Below are 24,067 nucleotides of genomic sequence, written 5' to 3'. Positions count from 1 at the left end.
TGAAGGGATAAAGTATAGCAGCTGTAAAATTTGTTAAAGGCGAGAGTATCACTCCCACTCAATCGTAGCTGGCGGCTTGCTGGACACGTCATAGGTCACTCGCGACACACCGGAAATCTCGTTAATGATGCGATTGGACACGGTTTCCAGCAGCTCGTAAGGCAAATGAGCCCAACGCGCAGTCATAAAGTCGATGGTTTCCACGGCGCGCAGGGCAATCACGTACTCGTAGCGACGCTGATCGCCCACCACACCGACTGACTTGACCGGCAGGAAGACTGCAAAGGCCTGGCTGGTTTTGTGATACCAGTCCGCCTTGTGCAGCTCTTCAATAAAGATGGCATCGGCCTCACGCAAGAGATCGGCGTATTCCTTTTTCACTTCGCCCAGAATCCGCACGCCCAAGCCAGGGCCCGGGAAGGGGTGGCGGTAAACCATATCGTAGGGCAGGCCGAGTTCCAGACCGATCTTGCGCACCTCGTCCTTGAATAACTCGCGCAGCGGCTCAACCAGCTCAAAGCGCATATCTTCCGGCAGGCCACCCACATTGTGGTGAGATTTGATCACGTGGGCCTTGCCGGTTTTGGCGGCGGCCGATTCAATCACGTCCGGGTAAATGGTGCCCTGCGCCAGAAAGTCGACGTCTTTCAGTTTCTGGGCTTCTTCGTCGAAGATTTCGATAAAGGTGTTGCCGATAATCTTGCGCTTCTGTTCGGGGTCATTGACCCCCACCAGACGCGACAGGAAGGCGTCGCTTGCATCGGCGCGAATCACTTTTACGCCCATATTGTCGGCGAACATAGTCATCACCTGATCGCCTTCATTCTTGCGCAGCAGACCGTTGTCGACAAATACACAAGTCAGCTGATCGCCAATCGCGCGGTGCAGCAGGGCCGCGACCACCGAGCTGTCGACACCGCCGGACAGACCGAGCAGCACCTTGCGGTCGCCCACTTGCTCTCGGACGCGCTCAATGCCGTCGTTAATAATGTTCTCGGCGGTCCACAAGGCTTCACAGCCGCAGATATTGAGCAGGAAGTGTTCAAAAATACGCTTGCCCTGCAGGGTGTGGGTTACTTCCGGATGGAATTGCACGCCGTAGAATTTGCGTTCTTCGTTCACCATGCCGGCAATTGGGCAGGACGGGGTTTCTGCCATGACTGAGAAGCCTTCCGGCAGTTTAACGACCTTGTCGCCGTGGCTCATCCATACATCCAGCTGGGCACGGCCGCCTTCCATATGGTCGGCGATATCCGCCAACAGGCTGCCGGGCTCATTCACCGATACCCGCGCGTAACCGAATTCGCGAATCTCTGAACCTTCAACCTTGCCGCCCATCTGTTCGGCCATGGTCTGCATGCCGTAGCAGATACCCAATACCGGAATACCCAGCTCAAACACCACCTGCGGTGCTCGCGGCGATTCACCGGCAGTAACCGATTCCGGACCACCCGCCAGAATCACACCCTTGGCATTAAAGGCGCGAATATCCTCTTCCGACATATCGAAGGCGTGAATCTCACAATACACGCCGATTTCACGCACGCGGCGGGCGATCAGCTGGGTGTACTGGGAGCCGAAGTCGAGAACCAGAATTCGATGGGAGTGGATGTTTTGCATGCGTGTATCTCAGATCACTTAAAGAAAAACGGGGCGTGTCAGCCCCGTGTCAAAGTTCGTGTCGTTCCAGCTCAACCCCGAGGATAGTTCGGTGCTTCCTTGGTAATGCTGACATCGTGCACGTGACTCTCGTTCATGCCCGCCGACGTTACGCGGGTGAACTGGGGCCGGGTACGCATGGTTTCGATGTCGATGCTACCGGTGTAGCCCATCGCAGAGCGCAGACCGCCCATTAACTGATGCACAATGGCAGACAGTGAACCCTTGAAGGGCACGCGGCCTTCAATGCCTTCCGGTACCAGCTTTTCTACACCCTCTTCCGCACTCTGGAAGTAACGGTCGCTGGAGCCCTGGGTTTTGGCCATGGCGCCCATGGAACCCATACCGCGATAGGACTTGTAAGTTCGACCCTGAAACAATTCCACTTCGCCCGGTGCTTCTTCGGTACCGGCAAACATGGAGCCCATCATTACCGCGTGAGCGCCTGCCGCAACGGCCTTGGAAATATCGCCAGAATAGCGAATGCCGCCGTCGGCTATTATCGGTACGTCAGTATCCTTCAGCGCTTCAGCCACATTGGCAATCGCAGAAATCTGAGGAACGCCGATACCGGTTACGATACGGGTGGTACAGATAGAGCCTGGGCCAATGCCCACCTTCACACCATCGGCACCCGCCTCAAGCAAAGCCTGAGCGGCTTCGGCAGTCGCGATATTGCCACCGATCACGTCAACCTGCGGGTATTGCTTTTTGATCAGCTCGACACGTTTCAGTACGTTCCGAGAGTGGCCGTGGGCGGTGTCCACCACCAATACATCAACACCGGCTTCAATCAGCGCCGCAACGCGGTCGTCGGTGTCTGCGCTGGTACCAACCGATGCCCCTACGCGCAGCTGGCCGGAGGCGTCTTTGCAGGCGTGGGGATAGGTTTGGGCATTGTTCATGTCCTTGACCGTGATCATGCCGCGCAGTTGGAACTTGTCGTTGACGACCAGTACCTTCTCGATGCGATTCTTATGCAGCAACTCGCGCACCAGTGCCATCTCGGCACCTTCCTGCACGGTCACCAGCTTGTCTTTCGGCGTCATGATGGCCGACACCAGTTTGTCCGGGTCTTCCTCAAAGCGCACATCGCGGCTGGTAACAATACCAACCAGCTCGCCTTTGTCCATGACCGGCAAGCCTGAGATCTTGTTGCGGCGACGCAATTCAATCAGGTCGGCCAGTGTCGCACTGGCATCGATGGTGATCGGATCTTTGACCACACCACTTTCGTGCTTTTTCACAGCGCGAACTTCGGCGGCCTGTTGTTCGATCGTCATACTTTTGTGGATGATCCCGATACCGCCTTCCTGTGCCAGAGCAATGGCCAGACGGCTTTCGGTGACCGTATCCATGGCGGCCGAGAGCAGGGGAATATTGAGCTCGATATTGCGGGTCAGGCGTGTGCGCAGGCTGACATCCTTGGCAGTTACCTCGGAGTAGCCCGGCAAAAGGAGTACATCGTCAAATGTCAGGGCTTCTTGTGCGATTCGCAGCATAGCTTCTTCCGGTGATCGCGAATTAATCGGACAATTTTACGGGATGGGGCCTGTCAATACCAGTGCGAAACCACCGAATCCCGCTTACAAAGCTGCGACTTCGCACTGTTGCCACACCCCGCCAGACAGTACAATGCCGGCCATGCAAACACCCTCCCCCTCAGACGTTTTATCCGTTGGCCAACTTAACCGCCTGGCCAAGCAACTGCTGGAAGACTGCTTTGCCCACGTGACCGTGAGCGGCGAGATTTCCAATCTGGCTCGCCCCGGTTCCGGTCACTGGTATTTCACTCTGAAAGACGATCGCGCCCAGATCCGTTGCGCCATGTTCAAGGGCCGGAATTTTGCCGTACGCTTTCAGCCTCAAGCCGGCCAGCAGGTGCAGGTCACCGGCAAGGTCAGCCTTTATGAGGGCCGCGGCGATTACCAGCTGATTGTGGATACCATGCAGCCGGCCGGTGCCGGCGCTCTGGCTCAGGCCTTTGAACAACTCAAGCAGGAACTGAAAGCCGCCGGTCGCTTTGACCGCAAGCGCCCCCTGCCTAAACGCATCCGCCATCTCGCTGTTATCACCTCGCCCACCGGCGCCGCTATTCGCGATGTGCTGTCGGTGATTGAGCGGCGCTGGCCAGCCTTGCGTGTGACACTGATCCCCACTCAGGTTCAGGGTGATCAGGCCGCCAGCCAATTGGTCACTGCCTTGCAACAGGCCAATCGCCTGAGCGGTGAAGACCGCCCGGATGTCATTCTATTGACTCGCGGTGGCGGCTCGCTGGAAGACCTCTGGCCTTTCAATGAGCGCATTGTCGCCGATGCGGTCTTTGCCAGCGAGCTGCCGGTCGTCAGCGCCGTCGGGCACGAAGTGGACTTCAGTATCAGTGATTTTGTGGCTGATTTGCGCGCACCCACGCCGTCGGCGGCGGCAGAACTGCTGTGCCCGGATCAACAGGAAGTGGTCAATGCCATCCGCTCACTGAACAATGCCCTGCACAACCAGATGCAGCAGAGCCTGCGCCAGCAGCGCGAGCGCCAGCAGGCTTTGCACAAGCGCCTGCGCAACCCTTCGCAACTTCTGGCGGAGCGTTCGCAGCGCGTGGATGAACGAGAACTCTATCTACAGCGGCTTATAAGCCAGCACCTGCAGACCAACAAGCAACAATTAAAAGGGCTTGAGCTGCGTCTGTTATCGTTAAACCCGGCCAGACAGTTACAGCAGCAACAAACGCGATTGATCGAAAGCCGCAAACGTCTGCTCGGCGCTACCAAAGCGCAATTCCGCCAACAACAGCAGCGCCTGAATCATATGACCGACGTGATCCGAAAATTAAGCCCCGATGGCACCCTGCAACGGGGTTATGCGATTGTGTTGGATGAGAAAGGAAAAGCAGTGCGGGATGCCGCGCAATTGAAAGCGGGCGAACGGATTACCGCGCGCTTGGCGAGCGGACGAGCGGTTTCGGTGGTAGAACGCGTCGAAAAAGATTAACACCCCTCACCCCAGCCCTCTCCCCGATGGAGAGGGAGAACTTCACTCTCTGCTATGAGATACCCTCTCCCTCAGGGAGAGGGACAGGGTGAGGGGGGGGGGGAGCATTGTCAGTAGCTTTCCGGCAACTGCTTCAACAGCAGAATCTGCCGCGACTCAATGGCGATGTACTCACCAATGGTCAGGTCTTTCAGGATGCGGGCGACCATTTCACGCGAGGCACCGACCCGATCGGCAATATCCTGCTGGGTCAGCTTTTCCTGAATGCGCCCTACGCCGTCTTCATCAGTTTCCGCCAGCGTGGTCAGAACTTTGGCTACGCGACCGTAAACGTCCTGCAGCGCGAGCGCCTTCACATCGTCGGTCAATTTTCGAATACGACGGGTCAGGTTGCGGATCAGGGTGCGCGCGATGTTCGGATGGGCATCGAGCACGGTGTTGAAGTCCTGCTTGTAGATCACGCGGAAGCTGGCAGTTTCCATGGCGCGAACTGACGCAGAGCGACGGTCGTCATCCAACAGAGCAAGCTCGCCAAAGTAGTCGCCGTCTTCGAGGATATCGAGGACAAAGTCCTTGCCGTTCTTGTCACTGCAATAGACCTTCACCCTGCCCCGCTCGATGATATAAAGGGAATCGGCCAGATCCCCCTCATGTATCACCACGGAATTTTTACTGAACTCCCTGGCTACACTCGCACGACGAAGAGCTTCCAACTCTTCGGCACTCAAACCTTGAAACAGATCTACTGTATCGAGTCGCATTCAACACCCCTAAGTTTCTTATGGGCCTAGAATATCTCTAAACCCTAGTTAGCACTACCCTCCGGCCTCATATGAGGAAACAGGAGCACATCGCGTATCGAAGGCGAGTCCGTCAACAGCATGACAAGCCGGTCGATACCAATGCCCTCACCTGCGGTCGGGGGCAGCCCGTATTCCAGCGCCTTAATGTAATCTGCATCGTAATGCATGGCCTCAAGGTCGCCGCCTTCTTTTTCCGCCACCTGCTCCATAAAGCGGGCGGCCTGGTCTTCTGCATCATTCAGCTCCGAGAATCCGTTTGCCAGTTCCCGACCGCCCACAAAGAATTCAAAGCGGTCGGTGACAAAAGGATTGTCATCGCTGCGCCGCGCCAGAGGAGACACCTCGGTGGGGTACTCCGTTATGAACGTCGGCTGATCCAAAAGGTGTTCTACGGTAGATTCGAAGATTTCGATCTGCACTTTGCCCAAACCCCAGCTGTCTTTTAGCTGGATGCCCAATCCTTTGGCGATTTCACGCGCTTTGGCCTCGTCCGACAGGGCCTCAGCCGTAATATCCGCGTTGTACTTCAATACCGAATCGAACACCGACAGACGCTGGAAGGGCTTACCAAAGTCATAGACTTTCTCACTCACCACCTCACCTTCGGCATTGCGCTCGGTTTGCTTCACTTCGGTGGTGCCCAGCACCTCCAGTGCAACCGTGCGCAACATGTCTTCGGTCAGGTCCATCAGGTCGTTGTAGTCCGCGTAGGCCTGATAGAACTCCAGCATCGTGAATTCCGGATTGTGCCGAGTGGACAAGCCTTCGTTGCGAAAGTTTCGATTGATTTCAAAGACGCGTTCAAAACCGCCAACTACTAGACGTTTCAGGTACAGCTCAGGCGCGATTCTGAGATACATATCCACATCAAGGGCGTTGTGGTGGGTCTTAAAGGGGCGCGCCGTTGCGCCACCGGGAATCACCTGCATCATGGGGGTTTCGACCTCCATGAAGTTGTGATCAGACAGGTAGCGACGAATGGTGCTGATCACCTTGGTGCGGGCGCGAAATACGTCGCGCACTTCCGGATTGACGATCAGATCCACATAGCGCTGGCGATAGCGCATTTCCTGATCCTGCAGGCCGTGGAATTTGTCCGGCAATGGGCGCAAGGATTTGGTCTGCAGCTCGGCGCTTTCCAGATACACATACAGATCGCCCTTGCCCGATTTATGCACGGGGCCTTTGCCGGCAATAATGTCGCCGATATCCCAAGTCTTGATCTCTTCAACCAAGTCCGCAGGAAGCTGCTTCTTGTCGACATAGGCCTGAATGCGACCGGTGGAATCCTGCAGCACCAGAAAGGGCCCGCGCTTGGCCATAATGCGACCGGCCACCGCCGCCTTGCGATCCAGCGCTTCCAGGGATTCCTTGTCCTTGTCGCCCAGCTCCGCCTGCAGATCGGCGGCATAGTCGGTACGGCGGAAGGTGTTCGGGAAGGCATTGCGCTGCTCCCGGATCTTCGCCAGTTTGGCGCGACGCTCCGTTATCAGGCGGTTCTCGTCGGCTTGGTGTGGGGTCTGTTCGGTCATGGGCCTACCTGTCTGTATAAGGCTGTAAATGTGAGAGTCGGAATCAAAGGCCGCTTTTCAGGCTGGCTTCAATAAACTGATCGATGTCGCCATCCAGCACCTTGTCACAGTTGCTGGTCTGAACGTTGGTGCGAAGATCCTTAATGCGCTGATCGTCGAGCACGTAAGAACGGATCTGACTGCCCCAACCGATATCGGATTTGCTGTCTTCCACCGCCTGCGCAGCCTGACTGCGTTTTTGCAGCTCCAGCTCGTACAGTTTGGCTTTCAGCATCTTCCAGGATTTATCCCGGTTCTGGTGCTGGGAGCGCTCGCTCTGACACTGCACCACAATACCGGTGGGCTCGTGGGTCAGGCGCACCGCCGAGTCGGTTTTGTTGACGTGCTGACCACCGGCACCACTGGCGCGGTAGGTGTCGGTACGCACATCAGAAGGGTCGATTTCGATCTCGATATTGTCGTCGATTTCCGGCGACACCCAGACCGAGGCAAAGGAGGTATGGCGGCGATTGCCGGAATCGAACGGTGACTTGCGCACCAGGCGGTGTACGCCGTTTTCGGTACGCAGCCAGCCGTAGGCATATTCGCCACTGAATTGGATAGTAGCACTTTTGATGCCCGCCACTTCACCCGCTGAAACCTCGACCAGCTCCGGTTTGAAGCCCCGGCGCTCACCCCAGCGCAGGTACATGCGCAACAACATATTGGCCCAGTCCTGAGCCTCGGTGCCGCCGGAACCGGCCTGAATATCGAGGAAGCAGTTGCTGGCATCCATCTCGCCGGAAAACATGCGGCGGAATTCGAGGGTCTCCAGCGCGCCTTCCAGCTTTTCGACATCGCCCTCCAGCGCGGCCAGCGTATCTTCGTCGCTCTCTTCGAGGGCCATATCCAACAGCTCGCTCAGATCGACCAGACCGCCATCCAGCTCTTCAATAGTGTGAACCACGGCCTCCAGTGAGGCGCGCTCGCGGCCCAGCGCCTGGGCCTTGTCCGGGTCATCCCAGACCGAGGGTTCGCCGAGTTCCAGCTCGACTTCAGTCAGACGCTCTTTCTTGTGAGCGTAGTCAAAGATACCCCCGGAGCACATCTGTTCGCTCGGTCATATCTTTGATGGCTTGGCGGATCGCGTTTACTTCCAGCATTCGAGGGTGTCCAGCTTGGCAAAAAGAGCGGCAATTTTACAGCAAGGAATCAGGGGCTTAAAGCGACTGCGCTACGATCGTGCAGGCAATTTGCCTTCGCACCATTCCAGCGCAGCCGCTTAATAAAACTGACTGATTTGGGCGCTATTCTCCCAGTTTGCCGTGCAGGTACGGCCTTTGCATTGCTTTTAACGGCATACACACTTTTCGAGGGCAGCGCTTTTCTGCCTGGGAGAACCATAAGATGGAAAAACTCGCTTTAATCGACGACGCCTTTCTCCGCCTGGAAAATCGCCGCCAGCCACTCCACATCGGTTCACTGATGTTACTGGAGCCGCCGGCCGGCGCCGGCCCGGACTTCGCCTACCAGCTGGCCAAACGCCTGCGCCAGCACACGGTAACCGCCCCGCCCTTTAACCACCGGCTGGTGACCAAACGGGGCCTGCACTACTGGGAGGAAGACCGCCATTTCGACCTCAACCACCACTTTGTTCACCTGTCTCTGCCCAAGCCCGGCCGGGTGCGGGAGCTGCTGGCCATGGTGTCACGGGTTCACAGCGCCCATCTGGATCGCTCCTACCCCTTGTGGCGGATGTACCTGATTGAAGGCCTCGAAGACGGTCGCATTGCCATGTACCTGAAGATCCACCACGCCATGGCCGATGGTATTGCCGGCATCACCATGCTGAACAAATGCATGTCCAACGATCAGAAAGCCTCTAAAACCATGCTGCCGCCCTGGGCGATTGGCGCCCGGAAATCCCGCACTGCACAACCACCGGTGCCAACCCCGGCCGGCGGGCTGAGCGCCCTGCGCGCCATTACCCGCGAGGGCATCGGCGCGATCGCGCCGGTCATCAAGGAAGTCGGCGCCACCATCAAGGACTATCGTTCCGGCAACGAGAATCTCGCCTTGGCCGGTCAGGCGCCGCGTTGTATTTTCAACCAGAAAGTCAGCGCTTCCCGTCGCTTTGCCGCCCAGTCCTACTCCATGCCGCGCATCCGCGCCGTGGCCAAGGCCTTCGACGCCACCGGCAACGATGTGATTCTCGCCATGTGCGGAGGCGCCCTGCGGCGCTATCTGAAGGATCGCGGTGAACTGCCGAAAACCTCACTGACGGCGGGTGTACCCGTGTCAGTGCGGCGCAAGAACCGCGAAAGCAAGGCCAACAACGAAATCGCCTTTACCCTCACCAAACTCGCGACCCACCTGGACAATCCCGCCGCCCGCATGCGCGCCATCAAAAATTGTATGGATTACAACAAGGAGCGCATGAGCAAACTGTCGCCGGGGCAACTGATGGCATACGCCGCCGCGGTCATGGCGCCGGGCGCGACCACCTCTCTCTCTGGCCTGGCCTCGGACAAAGCGCTGGGCAATGTCATCATCTCCCACGTACCCGGCCCGCGCGAAACCATGTACTGGCAGGGTGCACGGCTGGACGGGCTGTATCCGGTTTCGCTGATTATCGATAGCGGCGCGCTGAATATCACGCTGGTAAGCCGTCAGGACAAGGTGGACTTTGGTCTAATTGCCTGCCGCAAATCGGTACCCAGCGTACAAAAGCTGCTGACCTATCTGGAGGAAGAACTGGCAGCGCTGGAGCAGTGTGTGGAGAAGACTAGGCCTGCGCCGCTGCGTAAGAAAACGGAGACCAAATCGCCGTCACAGAAAACCACGGCAGCACCTAAACGCAAAGCGACCAAGGCAAGCAAGAGCAACGCCGCCTAGACGGCTTCCAGTGACTGCACCATTAACTGCAGCTGTTCGTTGCCGCGAAAGCGGTTGATATCCAGCGCATAGTACAGCCGGACCCGACGCACATCCGGGTTCGGCCACTGCTCGACATCGATATTAAAGGCGATGGCATCAATCGCCTGCTGAGGATTGGATAGTGGTGCGACCACAAACTTCAGATGTTTTTCGCCGACGATGCGCTGGTTCAAGAGCAGAAACTCGCCATCAAAGCGCGGCTCGGGAAAATGCTGCCCCCAGGGGCCGGCATCCAACAGCTGGCGCGCCAGCGGTTCGTTCAGATCACCCGCGCCCAGTTCACCATCACTGACCAGACTGGCCACAAACAGCTCCGGATCAGATTGCTCATCAATCACCTGAGCGAAAGCTTCGCTGAAATCCTGCAAGCGGTCGCGCTTGAGGCTGAGCCCTGCCGCCATGGCGTGACCACCAAACTTGACGATGGCGCCGGGGCAGCGCTTGTCGACACTATCCAGCACATCGCGAATATGCACACCGGGAATAGAACGCCCGGAGCCTTTAACGATCTCATCGTCTTCTGGCGCGAAGGCAATCACCGGGCGGTGAAAGCGCTCTTTGATGCGAGACGCCACCAGCCCCACCACGCCGGGGTGCCAGGTATCGTCATGTAAGGTAATCCCCAGCGGCAGCTCGCCCGAGGCAAGCACATCGGTATTGAGCTGAAGGTTTTCCAAGTGCGACAGGGCTTCCTGCTGCATGCCCTGCTCTATTTCCCGACGCTCGCGATTAAGGCGATCGAGATCGCCCGCCAGTTCCCGGGCTTTATCAGGATCTTCTGCCAGCAGGCAGCGAATCCCCAGCGACATATCATCCAGCCTTCCGGCGGCATTCAGCCGCGGGCCGACCACAAAACCGAGGTCGGCGGCTTGCAGATGATTGGGGTCGCGTTTGCCCGCTTCCAGCAAAGCGTAGATGCCGGGGCTGGCGAGACCTGCACGAATCCGGCGAATGCCCTGATGCACCAGAATCCGGTTGTTATGATCCAGCGGCACCACATCCGCCACTGTGCCCAGCGCCACCAGATCCAGATAATCCGCCATCTTGGGCGGCGCTATGCCCTGCTTTTTAAACCAGCCTGCAGTATTGAGCGCCGCTCGCAGGGCCACCAGCAGATAAAACATCACCCCGACGCCAGCCAGCGCTTTGCTGGGAAAGGGGCATCCGGGCTGGTTCGGGTTAACAATGGCAAGGGCCTTGGGCAATTCACTGCCGGGCAGATGGTGGTCGGTAATCACCACATCCATGCCCAATGCATTGGCGGCATCCACCCCCGCCAGACTGGAAATGCCGTTATCGACAGTGACTATCAGGTCGGGTTTGGATTCAGCGGCCACGGCTACAATTTCCGGCGACAGGCCGTAGCCGTACTCAAAGCGATTCGGGACCAGAAAATCCACTTGCCGGGCGTCAAAGGCGCGCAGGACTTTCATACCCAGTGCTGAGCTGGTGGCACCATCGGCATCAAAATCACCAACGATCAGGATACGCTCGTCGTTTTCGAGGGCTTTTACCAGACGCGCCACTGCCGCCTCCAAACCCTTGCAGGTTGGAGGCAGCAGGTGGGTCAGGGAGAGATCGCAATCGCTGTCGTTGAATACGCCCCGCGCGGCATAAATACGCTGCAGCAGGGGCGGAATGGCATCACTGAAAGCCGCTTGGTCCAGCGCCGCTTGTCGTCGCTGAATATTGAGACTCATCAGGCGTTGATATGCGACGCCATAAAGGCCTGCACCGCGGCCTGATCATTGTCGAGCACTTCGTAGCGCTCGGGCAGGCTCAGCAGGTCTTTCATATGGTGTGGCAAGGCCGGGGATTCCGGGTAGCCCGCCTTCATTACCGCTTCCGGGAACTTGGCCGGATGGGCAGTTGCCAGCGTTACCATCGGTACGCTGCGATCGCGCCAGCAGGCACGGGCCGCGTGAACACCAATGGCCGAGTGCGGATCAAGCAGGTATTCGCTGGTTTCGAATACCTCTTTAATCGTGGCAACGGTTTCGTCATCGCTGACGCGACCACTGTCGAACAGATCGCGAACCTTGGCGAACACGCTGTCGGGCACGGACACATCTTCGCGGCTAAAGCGGTCCATTAGATCTGCCACTGCCGCGCCGTCACGATCGTATCCGTCAAACAGCATGCGCTCGAAGTTGCTGGAAATCACGATATCCATGCTCGGCGACAGGGTGTGTTGCAGCTCCTGCTTTTCAAAGCGGTTGCTGCTGACAAAGCGGTGCAGGATATCGTTGCAGTTGGTGGCAATCACCAGCTGGTCGATGGGCAGGCCCATCTGCTTGGCCAGATAACCGGCATAGATGTCACCGAAGTTACCGGTGGGCACGGAGAAGCTGACCTTGCGGTTCGGTGCACCCAGCGCGATCGCCGAATAAAAGTAGTACACGATTTGGGCCATGATGCGCGCCCAGTTGATCGAGTTTACCGCCACCAGCTGACGCCCTCCCGGCAGGAAGCTCTGATCGGCAAAGCTGGCTTTCACCATCGCCTGACAGTGGTCGAAGTGACCTTTCAGGGCGATGTTGTGAATGTTATCGCCTTCGACAGTGGTCATCTGGCGACGCTGCACTTCGGATACGCGCTGGTACGGGTGCAGGATAAAAATATCGAGGTTCTTACAGCGTTTGCAGCCCTGAATCGCGGCGGAACCGGTATCACCAGACGTCGCGCCCATTACCACCACTTTCTGGTTGCGGCGCTCCAATACGTAATCCAGCAGGCGGCCCAGCATCTGCAGAGCAAAATCTTTAAAGGCCAGCGTCGGGCCCTGAAACAGCTCCAGAATCCATTCGTTGTGATCGATCTGCACCAGCGGCGCAATCGCGCTGTTGCGGAAATCGCTGTAGCTGTCGTTAACGATATCGCGCAGATCGTCGTCGGGAATGGCGCCATCTACAAAGGGCTTGACGATCTCAAAAGCCAGCTCGGCGTAGGACAGCTTGGACCAGGCGGCAATCTGCTCGGGGCTGTAGGTCGGTAGCGTTTGCGGCACGTACAGACCGCCATCGGGCGCGAGGCCGGTCAGCAGAACGTCTTCAAAATTCAGGGCGGGCGCTTTGCCGCGGGTACTGATGTATTTCATGGCTTGCCTGTTGTCTGTCTGTTGTTAGACGAAGAGTGTTAACCCGCGGTCTACCCCGCGAGAGATTCCACGCGAATGCGCACCACTTCATCGTCGATGCTGTCCAGCGACTGAATCTGTTCAACCGCACTCATCAGCGCTTTCTCGCGCGTGACATTGGTCAACAGAATCACCGGCACATGATCGGCATCTTCCGGCGGCTGCTTCTGAATCAAGGCTTCAATACTGATACCGGCATCGCTCAGGATCTGGGCGATTTGCGACAGAACACCGGGCTTGTCCAGCGCTGACATGCGCAGGTAGTAGGCGGTCTGAATTTCGTCGATGGCTTTGACCGGATGATCGCTCAGGGTGTCCTGATGGAAGGCCAGATACGGTACGCGGTGCTTGGGCTCGGCGGTCAGGGTACGCGCCACATCCACAACGTCAGCCACAACGGAAGAAGCCGTGGGTTCACTGCCCGCACCGGGGCCGTAGTACAGGGTCGGGCCAACGGCATCGGCCTTGACCAGAATAGCGTTCATCACGCCGTTTACATTGGCGATCAGGCGTTTCTCGGGAATCAGGGTCGGGTGAACTCGCAGTTCAATACCCTCGTCATCACAACGGGCAATACCCAAGTGCTTGATGCGATAGCCCAGCTCTTCCGCGTAATTTACGTCTTCGGTGGAGATGCGAGTGATGCCTTCAGTGTAGACCTTGTCGAACTGCAGCGGAATACCAAAGGCGATAGAGGCCAGAATTACCAGTTTGTGGGCGGCGTCGATACCTTCCACGTCAAAGGTCGGATCGGCTTCGGCGTAACCCAGCGCCTGAGCCTCGGCCAGCACATCGGCAAAATCGCGGCCTTTCTCGCGCATTTCGGTCAGAATGAAATTGCCAGTGCCGTTGATAATGCCGGCCAGCCATTCCACCTGGTTGGCGGCCAGACCTTCGCGCAGAGCCTTGATGATGGGAATACCACCGGCTACCGCCGCTTCAAAATTAACGCTGACGCCCTGTTCTTGGGCCGCCGCAAAAATCTCGTTGCCGTACTCGGCGATCAAGGCCTTGTTGGCGGTGACCACGTGCTTGCCGTTAGCGATGGCTTCCAGCACCAGATCGCGGGCCACGGTGGTGCCACCGATAAGCTCGACCACAATGTCGATCTCGGGGTTGCGGACTACCTCGAAAATATCGCGGGCTACCGGCACATCGCCAGTATCGCAGGCAGGATTGTCACGGCGGGCGCCAATCTGGGCGACCACAATATCCGCCCCAACGCGGGCCTGAATCGACTCACGGTTACGCGCCAGAACATTAAAGGTACCGCTACCAACGGTACCCAGACCACAAATGCCTACCTTAACGGGATTCAAGCTGCCTCTCCTCACGTGCCCTGCCCGGCTGACGCCGGCTGGCGGAAAATTGAAGGCGCGTATTCTAGCTTGAATTGGAGGCTAATACACCCGCAATCCCTCACCCCAACCCTCTCCCAAAGGGAGAGGGGGGGAACAGCCTCGATAGCGGACATCCTCTCCCATGGGGAGAGGTAGGTAGCACCCGTGATCGTGGGTACCCTCTCCCTCTGGGAGAGGGACGGGGTGAGGGGAAATCAGCCGGAATTAGCGTCAGTCCGCATCATTCGCTTGATATTGCGCAGGGCCTGCCGGGTGCGTTGCTCGTTCTCGATCAACCCAAAGCGCACATAACCCTCGCCGTACTCACCAAAGCCAATGCCCGGCGACACCGCCACCTTGGCCTCAACCAGGAGCTTTTTGGCAAATTCCAGCGAACCGAGCTCGCGATAAGCATCGGGAATGGGCGCCCAGACAAACATGGTCGCCTTGGGCGGCTCTACCTTCCAACCCATTTCATTGAGGCCACTGCACAGCACATCGCGGCGTTTTTGGTAGAGCTGGCGAATTTCCTCCACACAGCTCTGATCAGCCTCCAGCGCGTGAATCGCTGCCACCTGCACCGGCGTGAACATGCCGTAGTCGAGGTAGGACTTCATCCGCGCCAGTGCGGCAATCAGCGTCGGGTTGCCACAGCAAAAGCCCACTCGCCAACCGGGCATGTTGTAGCTCTTGGAGAGGGAATAGAACTCGACAGCGATATCCTTGGCGCCCTCGACCTGCAATATGGACGGTGCCTGATAGCCGTCGTAAACAAGATCAGCGTAGGCCAGATCCTGCACCACCCATATCTCGTGCTCACGAGCCACTTTCACGATCTTTTCGAAGAATTCGAGCTCAACACAGTGGGTCGTCGGGTTCGCCGGAAAATTCAGCACCAGCATCTTGGGCTTGGGCCAGCTGTTGCGAATGGCACTTTCCAGCTCATCGAAAAAGCTGTGCTCGTCGCTCATCGGCACGTGGCGAATATCGGCGCCGGCAATTACAAAGCCGTAGGGGTGAATCGGATAGGAAGGGTTCGGTACCAGAATCGCATCGCCGGGCCCGGTAGTGGCCAGCGCCAGATGGGCCAGCCCCTCCTTGGAGCCCAAGGTGACGATGGCTTCGGTTTCCGGGTTCAGATCGACGTCATAGCGCCGCTTGTACCAGTCACAAATGGCCTTGCGCAGACGCGGAATGCCACGTGACTGGGAGTAGCGATGGGTATCACCGCGCTGTGCGGTTTCAGTCAGTTTGTCGACAATATGCTTGGGAGTAGGCTGATCCGGGTTGCCCATGCCGAAATCAATCACATCCTCACCGCGCGCCCGCGCTGCCTGTTTCAATTCACCAATGATATTGAACACATAGGGCGGCAGACGACTGATGCGATGGAATTGATCCTTCACGGGCTCTCCTGAGGTTAGGGCTTATTTCCCTTGAGTAGCGACTCGAACCAGACTCTCGGCCGGCATATACCCCGGCACCAACTCACCACGGGTAGTAATAATGGCCGGCGTGCCGGTAACGCCCATTTCGCCGCCCAACAGATATTGCTCGGCGATCGGGTTGTCACAGGTCGCCGTGGCAATATTCTGGCCATTTTTCAGTTTGGTGAGTGCCTCTTGAGAATCTTTGGCACACCAGGCAGAAACCATTTTCGGCGCGGTGCGAGACTGGGCACCACGAGGGAAATCACGTGGGTATGCCAGATAGCGAACCTCAATCCCCATTTTGTTCAACTTCGGCACCTCGTTGTGCAACTTGCGGCAATAACCGCAATCCACGTCGGTAAACACATAGAGCGCACCCTTAAAATCACCTTCAGCCGGGAAGACGATCATATCCTTCAGCTTAACCTTCGCCATGCGATCTTTCCGCATTTGCTCGCGGCCGCGCTCGGCGATATTCACAAAGCCGCCGGGTGCGAGCTCAAACAGGTCACCGGTCAAGAAGTGCTTACCGTTTTCTGTCGCGTAGACTGTGGGGCCCTCTTTCAGGCTCACCTCGTACAATCCCGGCACCTCACTGGGCTTGACGTTTTCCACCTGAATATCCGGGCGGCTTTTGTGGAAAGCCTGACGAATGGTTTCAGCAGGGCTCGCCGCCCACGCCACAGAGGTCATTAGCAAAGCGCAGACCAGGGAAATTCGGCTAATAAAATGAAACATGCAGTAAAACCTTTAACGGCTGGATGTAAGAGTTATGAAAGCGGAAGTCTGAAACAGTTCCGGAAGGGGATCAACCGCGCGGATGGTGCTGCTGATGCAATTGCTTCATTCGCTCTCTCGCCACGTGAGTGTATATCTGTGTGGTACTCAGGTCACTATGACCCAGTAACAATTGCACCACCCGTAGATCGGCGCCGTGGTTTATCAAGTGGGTAGCGAAGGCATGGCGCAGGGTATGCGGCGAGAGATTACTGCGAATCCCTGCCCGCTGGGCATAAATCTTGATCCGGTGCCAGAAGGTCTGGCGGGTCATTTCCTGACCGCGCTGACTGGGAAACAAGACATCACCGCTTTTAATTAGCTCGGCGCGCCCCAACTGCAAAAAGCGCTGCAACCAGTACAACGCCTCTTCACCCATCGGCACCAAGCGCTCCTTGCTGCCCTTACCCATGACCTTAACGACGCCCTGATGCAAATTCAGCTGATGCAGTTTCAACCCAACCAGCTCAGACACGCGCAGCCCGGTGGCATAAAGCAACTCCAGCATGGCTTTGTCGCGTAGTTCGATCGCGATACTCTCGTCTGGCTGTGCGAGCAAGGCATCCACTTCTTCTTCGGACAGAGACTTTGGGAGCGGACGACCAAGTTTCGGCGATTCAATATTCAGGGAGGGATCGACCGGAATCCGGTTTTCCCTCAAGAGATAGCGGTAAAACCCACGCAGGCAGGACAACATGCGCGCCGAGCTGCGCGTCGATTGCCCTCTTTTTGCCAGCTCTCCCAACCATTCGAGCAGATCAGCCCGCGCGGCACTCGCGGGTTCAAGGTGGCGGGATTCCAGCCATTGGGCGAACAGAGTCAGGTCGCGACGATAGGAGGCCAAGGTATTATCACTGAGGCCTTTTTCCAGCCAGATGGCGTCGAGGTACTGATCGATAAGTGCAGTCATAGCAGGAGTTTAGCGGTCCGACAAGGCGACGCAAAGTGCCTACGCTAAACAAGCACTCCAACGACGAACTCGTCATTGCGAGGAGCGCAGCGACGAAGCAATCTCTACAGGCTGGCACCAAAACCCAAAGATTGCTTCACAAAGCTCGCAATGACATGCAGACATCAACCTACAAACGGCCATACCAATGGGATCAAAATCAAGGTCACCACCGCCGCCAAAATACTCAGCGGCACGCCGAGTCGCAGGTAATCGGAAAAACGATAACCTCCGGGCCCCATGACCATCAGGTTGGTTTGATAGCCCAGCGGCGTCATGAAGCTGGCACTGGCGGCAAACATAATCGCAAACACAAAAGGCACCGGGCTCACGCCCAAATTTTCGGCAATGCCCATCGCCACGGGAAACATCAACACCGCTGCGGCGTTGTTGGTAATCACTTCGGTGAACACCGTCGTCACCAGGTACACGGCGACCAGCGCAACCCATGGACTGTTGATACCCAAAGCAAACAAGCCCTGCACTAACCAATCGGCACTGCCACTGACCTCCATCGCAGTACCCAGACCGAAGGCCGCGGCGATAACCATTAACACCTGCAGGTTAACACTCACGTTCTGGCGCGCACTTTCGACGGAGACACAACCGCTTAACAGAAGGGCTGCCACCGCCAGCGCGGCGGCCTCCATCACCGACAGCCAACCAATCAGATTGATCAATACCATCGCCAGCAGGATGCCAGCCGCCAACGGCGCGCGAGCAAAATCCGGCGGCGTGGAATCACGCAGAGGGCTGACCAGCAGAAAATCGCGTTGAAAGCGATATTGCTCGACAAAATGCTCACTGGTTTCGAGCAGCAGGGTATCGCCTACCGCCAAAACCGTTTCACCGACTTTGCCTTCCAAACGCCGGCCTTCGCGACTGATACTGAGAATGGCTGCCTGATAGCGGGTGCGGAATGCGCCCTCTTTCACGGATTTATTCAGCGCAGGAAATTCCGGGCCGATCACCACTTCCACTAAACGCCGCTGATGGTGATAGAGCGATAACTTATGGGCCTTGCCGTGTGTCGACACAAGCCCGTTAATTCGCTGCAGCTCACGGGCACACTCGGGCGCGCCGACAAAGGTCAGCACATCACCCGTTTGCAATATGCGCTCTGGCCCTACGGCGGTAAACAACTCGCCGTCGCGCTCTATGTCTGTAAGGTAGCCGTGACTCAGATTGCGCAGCCCGGCCTGCTGAATCGACTTGCCGGCCAGCGGGCTGTTATCGCGAACCGTCATTTCCACCCGGTATTCGCGGGCGTTTTCAGCCTGCGCAACTGGGCTCTCACGCTCGCGCAGCAAGCGTGGTGCAAAGATCGCCATAAACAAGGCGCCCACGAGCATCAACGGCACGCCGACCCAGGCCAGTTCGAAAATCGGAAAACCCTCAAAGCCACGCTGTTGCCAGAGGCCATCCACCACCAGATTGGTACTGGTACCGATCAGGGTGCAGGTGCCTCCGAGAATGGCCGCGAAACTCAGCGGCATCAGCAGGTGAGAAACCGACAGGCGAAAGCGCTGGGCCCAATCCTGCACCGCGGGAATCATCATCGCCACAACCGTGGTGTTGTTGAGAAAGGCACTCAGTGCAGCGGTGGGAAATATCAGCCGGCTCTGTGCACTACCTCTCGACGAGGGCTGACCGAGCAGACGGTGAGATAACCAGTAAATAGCACCGGTATCGCGCAGGGCAGCGGCGACCACATACAACAGCGCCACTGTAATCAATCCCGGGTTGGCAAAACCTGCCAGCGCTTCGGGCACACTGACAACTCCCGTCAGCAACAGGACCAACAAGGCCCCCAGCATGATGGCATCGGCGGGCAAACGGTTGTGAATCAGGGTCGTCACTACCCCGAGCAAGACCAGCAATGTAAAGGCGATATCAAAACTCATACCGAGCAACCCACCAAACCACTACCAGATTTCCGCACCCAAAAATTACGCCCCACAACGAAAAAAGGCACCTCCTCTCGGAGATGCCTTTCTCGAAAAAGCACGCTGCCAAAATGCAGCGGAAATACCCTTACGACTTGGTATCCAACTTTTCTTTGATACGTGCTGCCTTACCGCTACGCTCACGCAGGTAGTACAGTTTGGCTTGACGTACGTCGCCGCGACGCTTAACGGTGATGCTGTCAACCAGCGGGCTGTGCGTCTGGAAAGTACGCTCAACGCCTACACCGTGAGAAATTTTGCGGACTGTGAATGCAGAGTTGATGCCACGATTGCGCTTGCCCAGTACCACACCTTCAAAGGCCTGCAGACGCTCGCGGTTACCTTCCTTAACTTTCACCTGAACCACAACGGTGTCGCCAGGGCTGAACTCGGGCAGATCCTGCTTGATCTGTTCTGCATTCAGTTCCGCGATAATTTTGTTGCTCATGGCACACTCCTCAATAAAGTCATAGCTTCACAGCTATTGGCTAGTCTGCTCGCTGATATATTCGGCGAGCAGCTCCTGTTGCTCTTTGTTTAACGTGACCCGATCCAATAGATCCGGGCGACGCTCCCAGGTTCTTGCCAGCGACTGCTTCAGCCGCCAACGTCGAATTCGTTCATGATCACCACTGAGCAGTACCTCCGGCACTTGCTCGCCCCGGTAATCTTCAGGGCGGGTGTAGTGGGGGCAATCCAGCAAGCCATCCACAAAAGAGTCTTCAACCGCCGATTGCGCATGCCCCAAGACACCGGGCAGCAGACGTGCGACTCCGTCTATCATCACCATGCCAGCCAGCTCACCGCCGCTCAGCACGTAGTCACCGATCGACCATTCCTCGTCGACTTCTGCCTGTAGCAGACGTTCGTCGACGCCTTCATAGCGACCGGCGAGCAAAATCCATTCTTCTCGCGTTGCCAGTTCACTGAGCGCCGCCTGATCCAGCGGCCGCCCCTGTGGTGACAAATAAGCCACTCTGGCTTTGGGCAATGCCTGTCTTGCCGCAGCAAGGGCATCACTCAGGGGCTCGGTCTTCATGACCATGCCCGGCCCGCCTCCGTAGGGCCTGTCATCAACCGTTTGATGACGATCGTGAGTAAAGTCCCGCGGATTCCAGCTCTGAAGCGATAACAGGCCATTCTTAATGGCCCGCCCAGTAACGCCATAATCCGTTACCGCAGCCAGCATTTCCGGGAACAGGGTGATGAATCCGATTTTCACCCCTAAAACTCCGGATCCCACTCCACCTGCATGACACCGGCGGCGAGATCAATCTCTGTGATGAACTGACCCGGCAGATAGGGAATCAATCGTTCCCGCTCATCCAGACTGCCCTCACAGGGTTTTACCACCAGCACATCGTTGGCGCCGGTTTCGAGCAGGTGATCTACCCTGCCCAACAACAGGTCGTCTCCCCCTGCTGTCACTTTCACCAACAAATCTTGCAGCTGGTGCCAGTAGTATTCGTCTTCGGGCAGTGCCGGCATCGCATCGCGGCGAATCGCCAGTTCACACCCGGCCAGTTCTCTGGCCACTTCCCGATCATCCACCCCTTCCAGCGCGGCGATCAGGGTTTTGCCGTGGCGCCGTCCTTCCATAATGGTGACGGGTTGCCACTGCCCTGCTTTTTTCATGAACACCTCGCGGTATTCAAGCAGGTTGGTCATAGGGTCGGTGTAGGAATACAGCTTCACCCACCCTTTGACACCATAAACTGTCGACACTTTGCCGACAGTTACCAGGTCATCCGACGCGTTCACCAGATGCCTGACGCTGAATTAAGCAGCTTGCTGAGCTGAAGCTTCTTCAACCAGCTTGGCGACACGCTCGGACAGCTGGGCGCCTTTAGCTACCCACTCTTCGATGCGGGCGGTATCAACACGCAGACGCTCTTCCTGACCACGGGCGATCGGGTTGAAGAAACCCACGCGCTCAATGAAACGACCGTCGCGAGAGTTGCGGCTGTCGGTGACAGTCAGGTGGTAGAACGGACGCTTTTTGGAGCCGCCACGTGACAAACGAATAGTTACCATGCTTTTGAATTTCCTACGTTTTTTGGCCAACTCCCGAAAGAGCCAGCCCATCTTCAAATCAGTATCAGGCGCCGGAAGACAAACCGGACCCTGTAAAGGCGCGACATTCTACGGGAAAGCGCGCCGAAATGGAACGTTTTTTCAGTGCCTTAGGGCAGGCTGATCACATACCCGGAAAGCGGCCGCCGCCACCCATGCCGCCGGGGGGCATCATACCGCCCATGCCGCGCATCATATTGGCCATACCGCCCTTCTTGGTCATCTTCTTCATCATCTTCTGCATCTGCTTGTGCTGCTTGAGCAGACGGTTCAGATCCTGCAGCTCGGTGCCAGAGCCCAGTGTGATGCGCTTCTTGCGCGAACCATTCAACAGGTCGGGATTACGGCGCTCAGCGGGGGTCATGGAGTCGATGATGGCCTCCATACGCTTGAACATCTTGGTGTCGATCTGGCTCTGGGCCTGCTGGGCCATCTGCCCCATGCCCGGCAGCTTGTCGAGCATGCCGGTAATGCCGCCCATGTTCTGCATTTGCTGAAGCTGGTCCTTCAGGTCTTCCAGGTCAAATTTCTTGCCCTTTTTGATCTTCTTGGCGAGCTTCTCGGCTTTTTTCTTGTCGAGCTTCTGCTCGGCTTCTTCAATCAGCGACAGCACGTCACCCATGCCGAGGATGCGCGAGGCAATACGATCCGGGTAGAAGGTTTCCAGTGCGTCGGTCTTTTCACCCACACCCAGGAATTTGATGGGCTTGCCGGTGATGTGCTTGACCGAGAGGGCCGCACCGCCGCGTGAATCGGCGTCGGATTTGGTCAGCACCACACCGGTCAGCGGCAGGGCTTCACTGAAAGCCTTGGCGGTATTCGCCGCATCCTGACCGGTCATGGCATCAACCACGAACAAGGTCTCAATCGGCTTGATAGCGCCGTGCAGCTCCTTGATCTCGGCCATCATGGCCTCATCCACCGCCAGACGACCGGCGGTATCGACGATCAGTACGTCGTGGAATTTCAGCTTGGCTTCTGCCAGCGCGGCGTTGGCGATATCTACTGGCTTCTGCTCGGCGGTACTGGGGAAGAAAGTCGCACCGACATCAGCCGCCAGCGTTTCCAGCTGTTTGATGGCCGCCGGACGGTATACGTCGGCACTGACCACCATAACCTTCTTCTTTTCTTTCTCTTGCAGGTAGCGCGCCAGCTTGGCTACCGAAGTCGTCTTACCGGCACCCTGCAGACCCGCCATCAGAATGATCGCCGGTGGCTGGGTCGCAAAGTTCAGGGGCTCGGCCTGCGAACCCATGACCTTTTCGAGTTCTTCCTGAACGATTTTGACAAACTGCTGGCCGGGGCTGAGGCTCTTGCTGACTTCCTGCCCCACTGCGCGCTCGCGCACGATATCGACAAAGTCCTTGACCACCGGCAACGCGACATCAGCTTCCAGCAGGGCCTTACGCACTTCGCGCATGGTGTCCTTGATGTTGTCCTCAGTCAGGCGCGCCTGTCCGGTCACCGCGCGCAGGGTGGAGGATAAACGTTCGGTCAAATTCTCAAACATGCCAATCAGCTCTCTTGCCCGTGCCCCGCTCAGTCGACAGGGCCTTGTTAACACGCTTACAATCGTGCTCTAAAAATCGAAGGGCGGCATTATAACGAACTAATGCCCCGAGCCCCACCGGAAACAGCCGTTTTGACACGGCGCAGCGTTTAAAGGACAGCGTACCCACACCATGAATACGGCTCTCAGTTTGCTGGCTATCGCTTTCTATACGATTGCTACCGTGCTGTTGTGGCAGGAAATCCGCCAGGGCCACGCACGCTACAAGCTGGCGCTGGTGCTGGGTATCGTCGCCACATTCTGCCACGGCACGGCCAGCTTTCTGGGCATGTTTACCCCGCGAGGCATGAATATCAGCCTGACCGAAATGAGCCTGCTAATCAGCTGGTTTGTGGTCGTCATCACCCTGATCAGCGGCATGCTACGCCCCCTGCTCAACATTCTGGTGATGATCTTCCCCTTCACCGCGGTCATTCTGGTCATCACCCTGTTCACCGAGGCTGAACCTCGACTGATCGCCCAGCCCGGCGGCATGATGTTCCACATTGCCCTCTCTGTACTGAGCTACAGCGTGCTGACCATGGCTGCGCTGCAGGCAATCGTGCTGGCCATTCAGGAATATCGACTCAAACACCATCAACTGCGCGGCATCCTCAAGGCGCTGCCACCGCTGGTGACGATGGAAGCCATGCTGTTTGAGCTGGTGTTGATCGGTTTTATTCTGCTGACACTTTCCATTGGTAGCGGCTTCTTTTATGTCGACGACCTGTTTACCCAGCATCTGGTGCATAAAACCGCCTTTTCCATTATGGCCTGGGGCTGTTTCGGTATTCTGCTGATCGGCCGCCACCAGCTGGGCTGGCGCAGCCGCACCGCGATCCGCTGGACGCTGGCTGCCTTCGCTCTGCTGCTGCTCGGCTACGTGGGTTCCAAATTCGTGCTGGAAATACTGCTGAATCGCATCTGAGGTTGCGAGAAGGGGGGAAATTCTTCAAGATAGCCGCCTGA

20 protein-coding genes are annotated in these 24,067 nt (G+C 57.3%); 3 read left to right on the top strand and 17 right to left on the bottom strand.

Annotated elements, in window-relative coordinates:
• Window positions 1-48: 48 nt before the first annotated feature.
• Together guaA and guaB are read right to left on the bottom strand one after the other, a co-directional pair.
• Window positions 49-1,620: a glutamine-hydrolyzing GMP synthase gene (gene guaA, locus FHR99_RS00545; RefSeq protein WP_183408593.1), complete on the bottom strand. Its 1,572-nt coding sequence runs from the start codon at window positions 1,618-1,620 to the stop codon at window positions 49-51.
• 71 nt (window positions 1,621-1,691) lie between these two features.
• The gene (guaB, locus tag FHR99_RS00540) at window positions 1,692-3,161 is read right to left on the bottom strand and encodes an IMP dehydrogenase (protein WP_183408592.1); all 1,470 of its coding nucleotides are present in this window, start codon (window positions 3,159-3,161) and stop codon (window positions 1,692-1,694) included.
• 142 nt (window positions 3,162-3,303) lie between these two features.
• On the opposite strand from guaB, the gene xseA reads away from it, so the two are divergent.
• Entirely contained in the window at window positions 3,304-4,647 is a 1,344-nt protein-coding gene (gene xseA, locus FHR99_RS00535; RefSeq protein WP_183408591.1) for an exodeoxyribonuclease VII large subunit, read from the top strand.
• 110 nt (window positions 4,648-4,757) lie between these two features.
• Here the strand turns inward: xseA and FHR99_RS00530 are convergent, their stop codons facing one another.
• The 3 genes from FHR99_RS00530 to prfB all read right to left on the bottom strand — a co-directional run bounded on the left by FHR99_RS00530 (window position 4,758) and on the right by prfB (window position 8,124).
• Window positions 4,758-5,408 (bottom strand): Crp/Fnr family transcriptional regulator, encoded by a 651-nt coding sequence (locus FHR99_RS00530; protein ID WP_183408590.1) that lies wholly within the window; start codon window positions 5,406-5,408, stop codon window positions 4,758-4,760.
• A gap of 44 nt (window positions 5,409-5,452) precedes the next feature.
• Window positions 5,453-6,982 (bottom strand): lysine--tRNA ligase, encoded by a 1,530-nt coding sequence (gene lysS, locus FHR99_RS00525; protein ID WP_183408589.1) that lies wholly within the window; start codon window positions 6,980-6,982, stop codon window positions 5,453-5,455.
• A gap of 43 nt (window positions 6,983-7,025) precedes the next feature.
• Window positions 7,026-8,124 (bottom strand): peptide chain release factor 2 gene (prfB, locus tag FHR99_RS00520; RefSeq protein WP_246386423.1). Its coding sequence is split into 2 segments (ribosomal slippage): window positions 7,026-8,048 and window positions 8,050-8,124, totalling 1,098 coding nucleotides; the frame shifts between segments, so codons are not numbered across the junction.
• A gap of 244 nt (window positions 8,125-8,368) precedes the next feature.
• Between prfB and FHR99_RS00515 the strand changes: the two genes are divergently transcribed.
• The gene (locus tag FHR99_RS00515) at window positions 8,369-9,856 is read left to right on the top strand and encodes a WS/DGAT/MGAT family O-acyltransferase (protein WP_183408588.1); all 1,488 of its coding nucleotides are present in this window, start codon (window positions 8,369-8,371) and stop codon (window positions 9,854-9,856) included.
• On the opposite strand, the gene recJ is transcribed toward FHR99_RS00515, so the two are convergent.
• The 12 genes from recJ to ffh all read right to left on the bottom strand — a co-directional run bounded on the left by recJ (window position 9,853) and on the right by ffh (window position 23,059).
• On the bottom strand, window positions 9,853-11,598 hold the full coding sequence (recJ, locus tag FHR99_RS00510; protein ID WP_183408587.1) for a single-stranded-DNA-specific exonuclease RecJ: 1,746 nt from the start codon (window positions 11,596-11,598) through the stop codon (window positions 9,853-9,855). The two genes, FHR99_RS00515 and recJ, sit on opposite strands and share 4 nt — an antisense overlap.
• Window positions 11,598-12,995, bottom strand: a complete 1,398-nt coding sequence (gene thrC / locus FHR99_RS00505; RefSeq protein WP_183408586.1) for a threonine synthase — start codon at window positions 12,993-12,995, stop codon at window positions 11,598-11,600. The genes recJ and thrC overlap by 1 nt, the downstream gene beginning before the upstream one ends.
• A gap of 50 nt (window positions 12,996-13,045) precedes the next feature.
• On the bottom strand, window positions 13,046-14,353 hold the full coding sequence (locus FHR99_RS00500; RefSeq protein ID WP_183408585.1) for a homoserine dehydrogenase: 1,308 nt from the start codon (window positions 14,351-14,353) through the stop codon (window positions 13,046-13,048).
• Window positions 14,354-14,589: 236 nt separating this feature from the next.
• Window positions 14,590-15,780: an alanine transaminase gene (gene alaC / locus FHR99_RS00495; RefSeq protein ID WP_183408584.1), complete on the bottom strand. Its 1,191-nt coding sequence runs from the start codon at window positions 15,778-15,780 to the stop codon at window positions 14,590-14,592.
• Between the two features lie 21 nt (window positions 15,781-15,801).
• Window positions 15,802-16,542: a DsbC family protein gene (locus FHR99_RS00490; protein WP_183408583.1), complete on the bottom strand. Its 741-nt coding sequence runs from the start codon at window positions 16,540-16,542 to the stop codon at window positions 15,802-15,804.
• A 70-nt stretch (window positions 16,543-16,612) separates the two neighbouring features.
• On the bottom strand, window positions 16,613-17,491 hold the full coding sequence (xerD, locus tag FHR99_RS00485) for a site-specific tyrosine recombinase XerD (protein WP_183408582.1): 879 nt from the start codon (window positions 17,489-17,491) through the stop codon (window positions 16,613-16,615).
• A 164-nt stretch (window positions 17,492-17,655) separates the two neighbouring features.
• The gene (locus FHR99_RS00480) at window positions 17,656-19,434 is read right to left on the bottom strand and encodes an SLC13 family permease (protein ID WP_183408581.1); all 1,779 of its coding nucleotides are present in this window, start codon (window positions 19,432-19,434) and stop codon (window positions 17,656-17,658) included.
• Between the two features lie 130 nt (window positions 19,435-19,564).
• A complete protein-coding gene (gene rplS, locus FHR99_RS00475) occupies window positions 19,565-19,924 on the bottom strand; it encodes a 50S ribosomal protein L19 (RefSeq protein ID WP_183408580.1) in 360 nt (119 codons plus the stop codon).
• Between the two features lie 33 nt (window positions 19,925-19,957).
• Window positions 19,958-20,698 (bottom strand): tRNA (guanosine(37)-N1)-methyltransferase TrmD, encoded by a 741-nt coding sequence (gene trmD / locus FHR99_RS00470; protein WP_183408579.1) that lies wholly within the window; start codon window positions 20,696-20,698, stop codon window positions 19,958-19,960.
• 2 nt (window positions 20,699-20,700) lie between these two features.
• A complete protein-coding gene (rimM, locus tag FHR99_RS00465; protein WP_183410059.1) occupies window positions 20,701-21,240 on the bottom strand; it encodes a ribosome maturation factor RimM in 540 nt (179 codons plus the stop codon).
• Window positions 21,241-21,255: 15 nt separating this feature from the next.
• Complete coding sequence (gene rpsP / locus FHR99_RS00460; protein WP_183408578.1) at window positions 21,256-21,510, bottom strand: 30S ribosomal protein S16; 255 nt, start codon at window positions 21,508-21,510, stop codon at window positions 21,256-21,258.
• A 163-nt stretch (window positions 21,511-21,673) separates the two neighbouring features.
• The gene (gene ffh, locus FHR99_RS00455; protein ID WP_183408577.1) at window positions 21,674-23,059 is read right to left on the bottom strand and encodes a signal recognition particle protein; all 1,386 of its coding nucleotides are present in this window, start codon (window positions 23,057-23,059) and stop codon (window positions 21,674-21,676) included.
• Between the two features lie 172 nt (window positions 23,060-23,231).
• Here ffh and FHR99_RS00450 point away from each other — a divergent pair, with 172 nt between their 5' ends.
• Window positions 23,232-24,026, top strand: coding sequence for a cytochrome C assembly family protein (locus FHR99_RS00450; protein WP_183408576.1), 795 nt, complete (start codon window positions 23,232-23,234; stop codon window positions 24,024-24,026).
• Window positions 24,027-24,067 lie beyond the last annotated feature (41 nt).

The organism is Litorivivens lipolytica, from assembly GCF_014191715.1.
GTDB lineage: Bacteria > Pseudomonadota > Gammaproteobacteria > Pseudomonadales > Spongiibacteraceae > Litorivivens > Litorivivens lipolytica.
The sequence above is the reverse complement of the archived record's forward strand: the minus strand, read 5'-3'. Positions and strand labels throughout refer to the sequence as shown.

What these genes read in the sequence shown, in the direction of transcription:
- recJ (WP_183408587.1), bottom strand. Translation starts at nt 11,598, where the DNA reads ATGAGTCTCAATATTCAGCGACGACAAGCGGCGCTGGACCAAGCGGCT.
- rplS (WP_183408580.1), bottom strand. Translation starts at nt 19,924, where the DNA reads ATGAGCAACAAAATTATCGCGGAACTGAATGCAGAACAGATCAAGCAG.
- xseA (WP_183408591.1), top strand. Translation starts at nt 3,304, where the DNA reads ATGCAAACACCCTCCCCCTCAGACGTTTTATCCGTTGGCCAACTTAAC.
- FHR99_RS00515 (WP_183408588.1), top strand. Translation starts at nt 8,369, where the DNA reads ATGGAAAAACTCGCTTTAATCGACGACGCCTTTCTCCGCCTGGAAAAT.
- FHR99_RS00480 (WP_183408581.1), bottom strand. Translation starts at nt 19,434, where the DNA reads ATGAGTTTTGATATCGCCTTTACATTGCTGGTCTTGCTCGGGGTAGTG.
- thrC (WP_183408586.1), bottom strand. Translation starts at nt 12,995, where the DNA reads ATGAAATACATCAGTACCCGCGGCAAAGCGCCCGCCCTGAATTTTGAA.
- FHR99_RS00490 (WP_183408583.1), bottom strand. Translation starts at nt 16,542, where the DNA reads ATGTTTCATTTTATTAGCCGAATTTCCCTGGTCTGCGCTTTGCTAATG.
- FHR99_RS00530 (WP_183408590.1), bottom strand. Translation starts at nt 5,408, where the DNA reads ATGCGACTCGATACAGTAGATCTGTTTCAAGGTTTGAGTGCCGAAGAG.
- guaA (WP_183408593.1), bottom strand. Translation starts at nt 1,620, where the DNA reads ATGCAAAACATCCACTCCCATCGAATTCTGGTTCTCGACTTCGGCTCC.
- ffh (WP_183408577.1), bottom strand. Translation starts at nt 23,059, where the DNA reads ATGTTTGAGAATTTGACCGAACGTTTATCCTCCACCCTGCGCGCGGTG.
- lysS (WP_183408589.1), bottom strand. Translation starts at nt 6,982, where the DNA reads ATGACCGAACAGACCCCACACCAAGCCGACGAGAACCGCCTGATAACG.
- xerD (WP_183408582.1), bottom strand. Translation starts at nt 17,491, where the DNA reads ATGACTGCACTTATCGATCAGTACCTCGACGCCATCTGGCTGGAAAAA.
- rpsP (WP_183408578.1), bottom strand. Translation starts at nt 21,510, where the DNA reads ATGGTAACTATTCGTTTGTCACGTGGCGGCTCCAAAAAGCGTCCGTTC.
- FHR99_RS00450 (WP_183408576.1), top strand. Translation starts at nt 23,232, where the DNA reads ATGAATACGGCTCTCAGTTTGCTGGCTATCGCTTTCTATACGATTGCT.
- guaB (WP_183408592.1), bottom strand. Translation starts at nt 3,161, where the DNA reads ATGCTGCGAATCGCACAAGAAGCCCTGACATTTGACGATGTACTCCTT.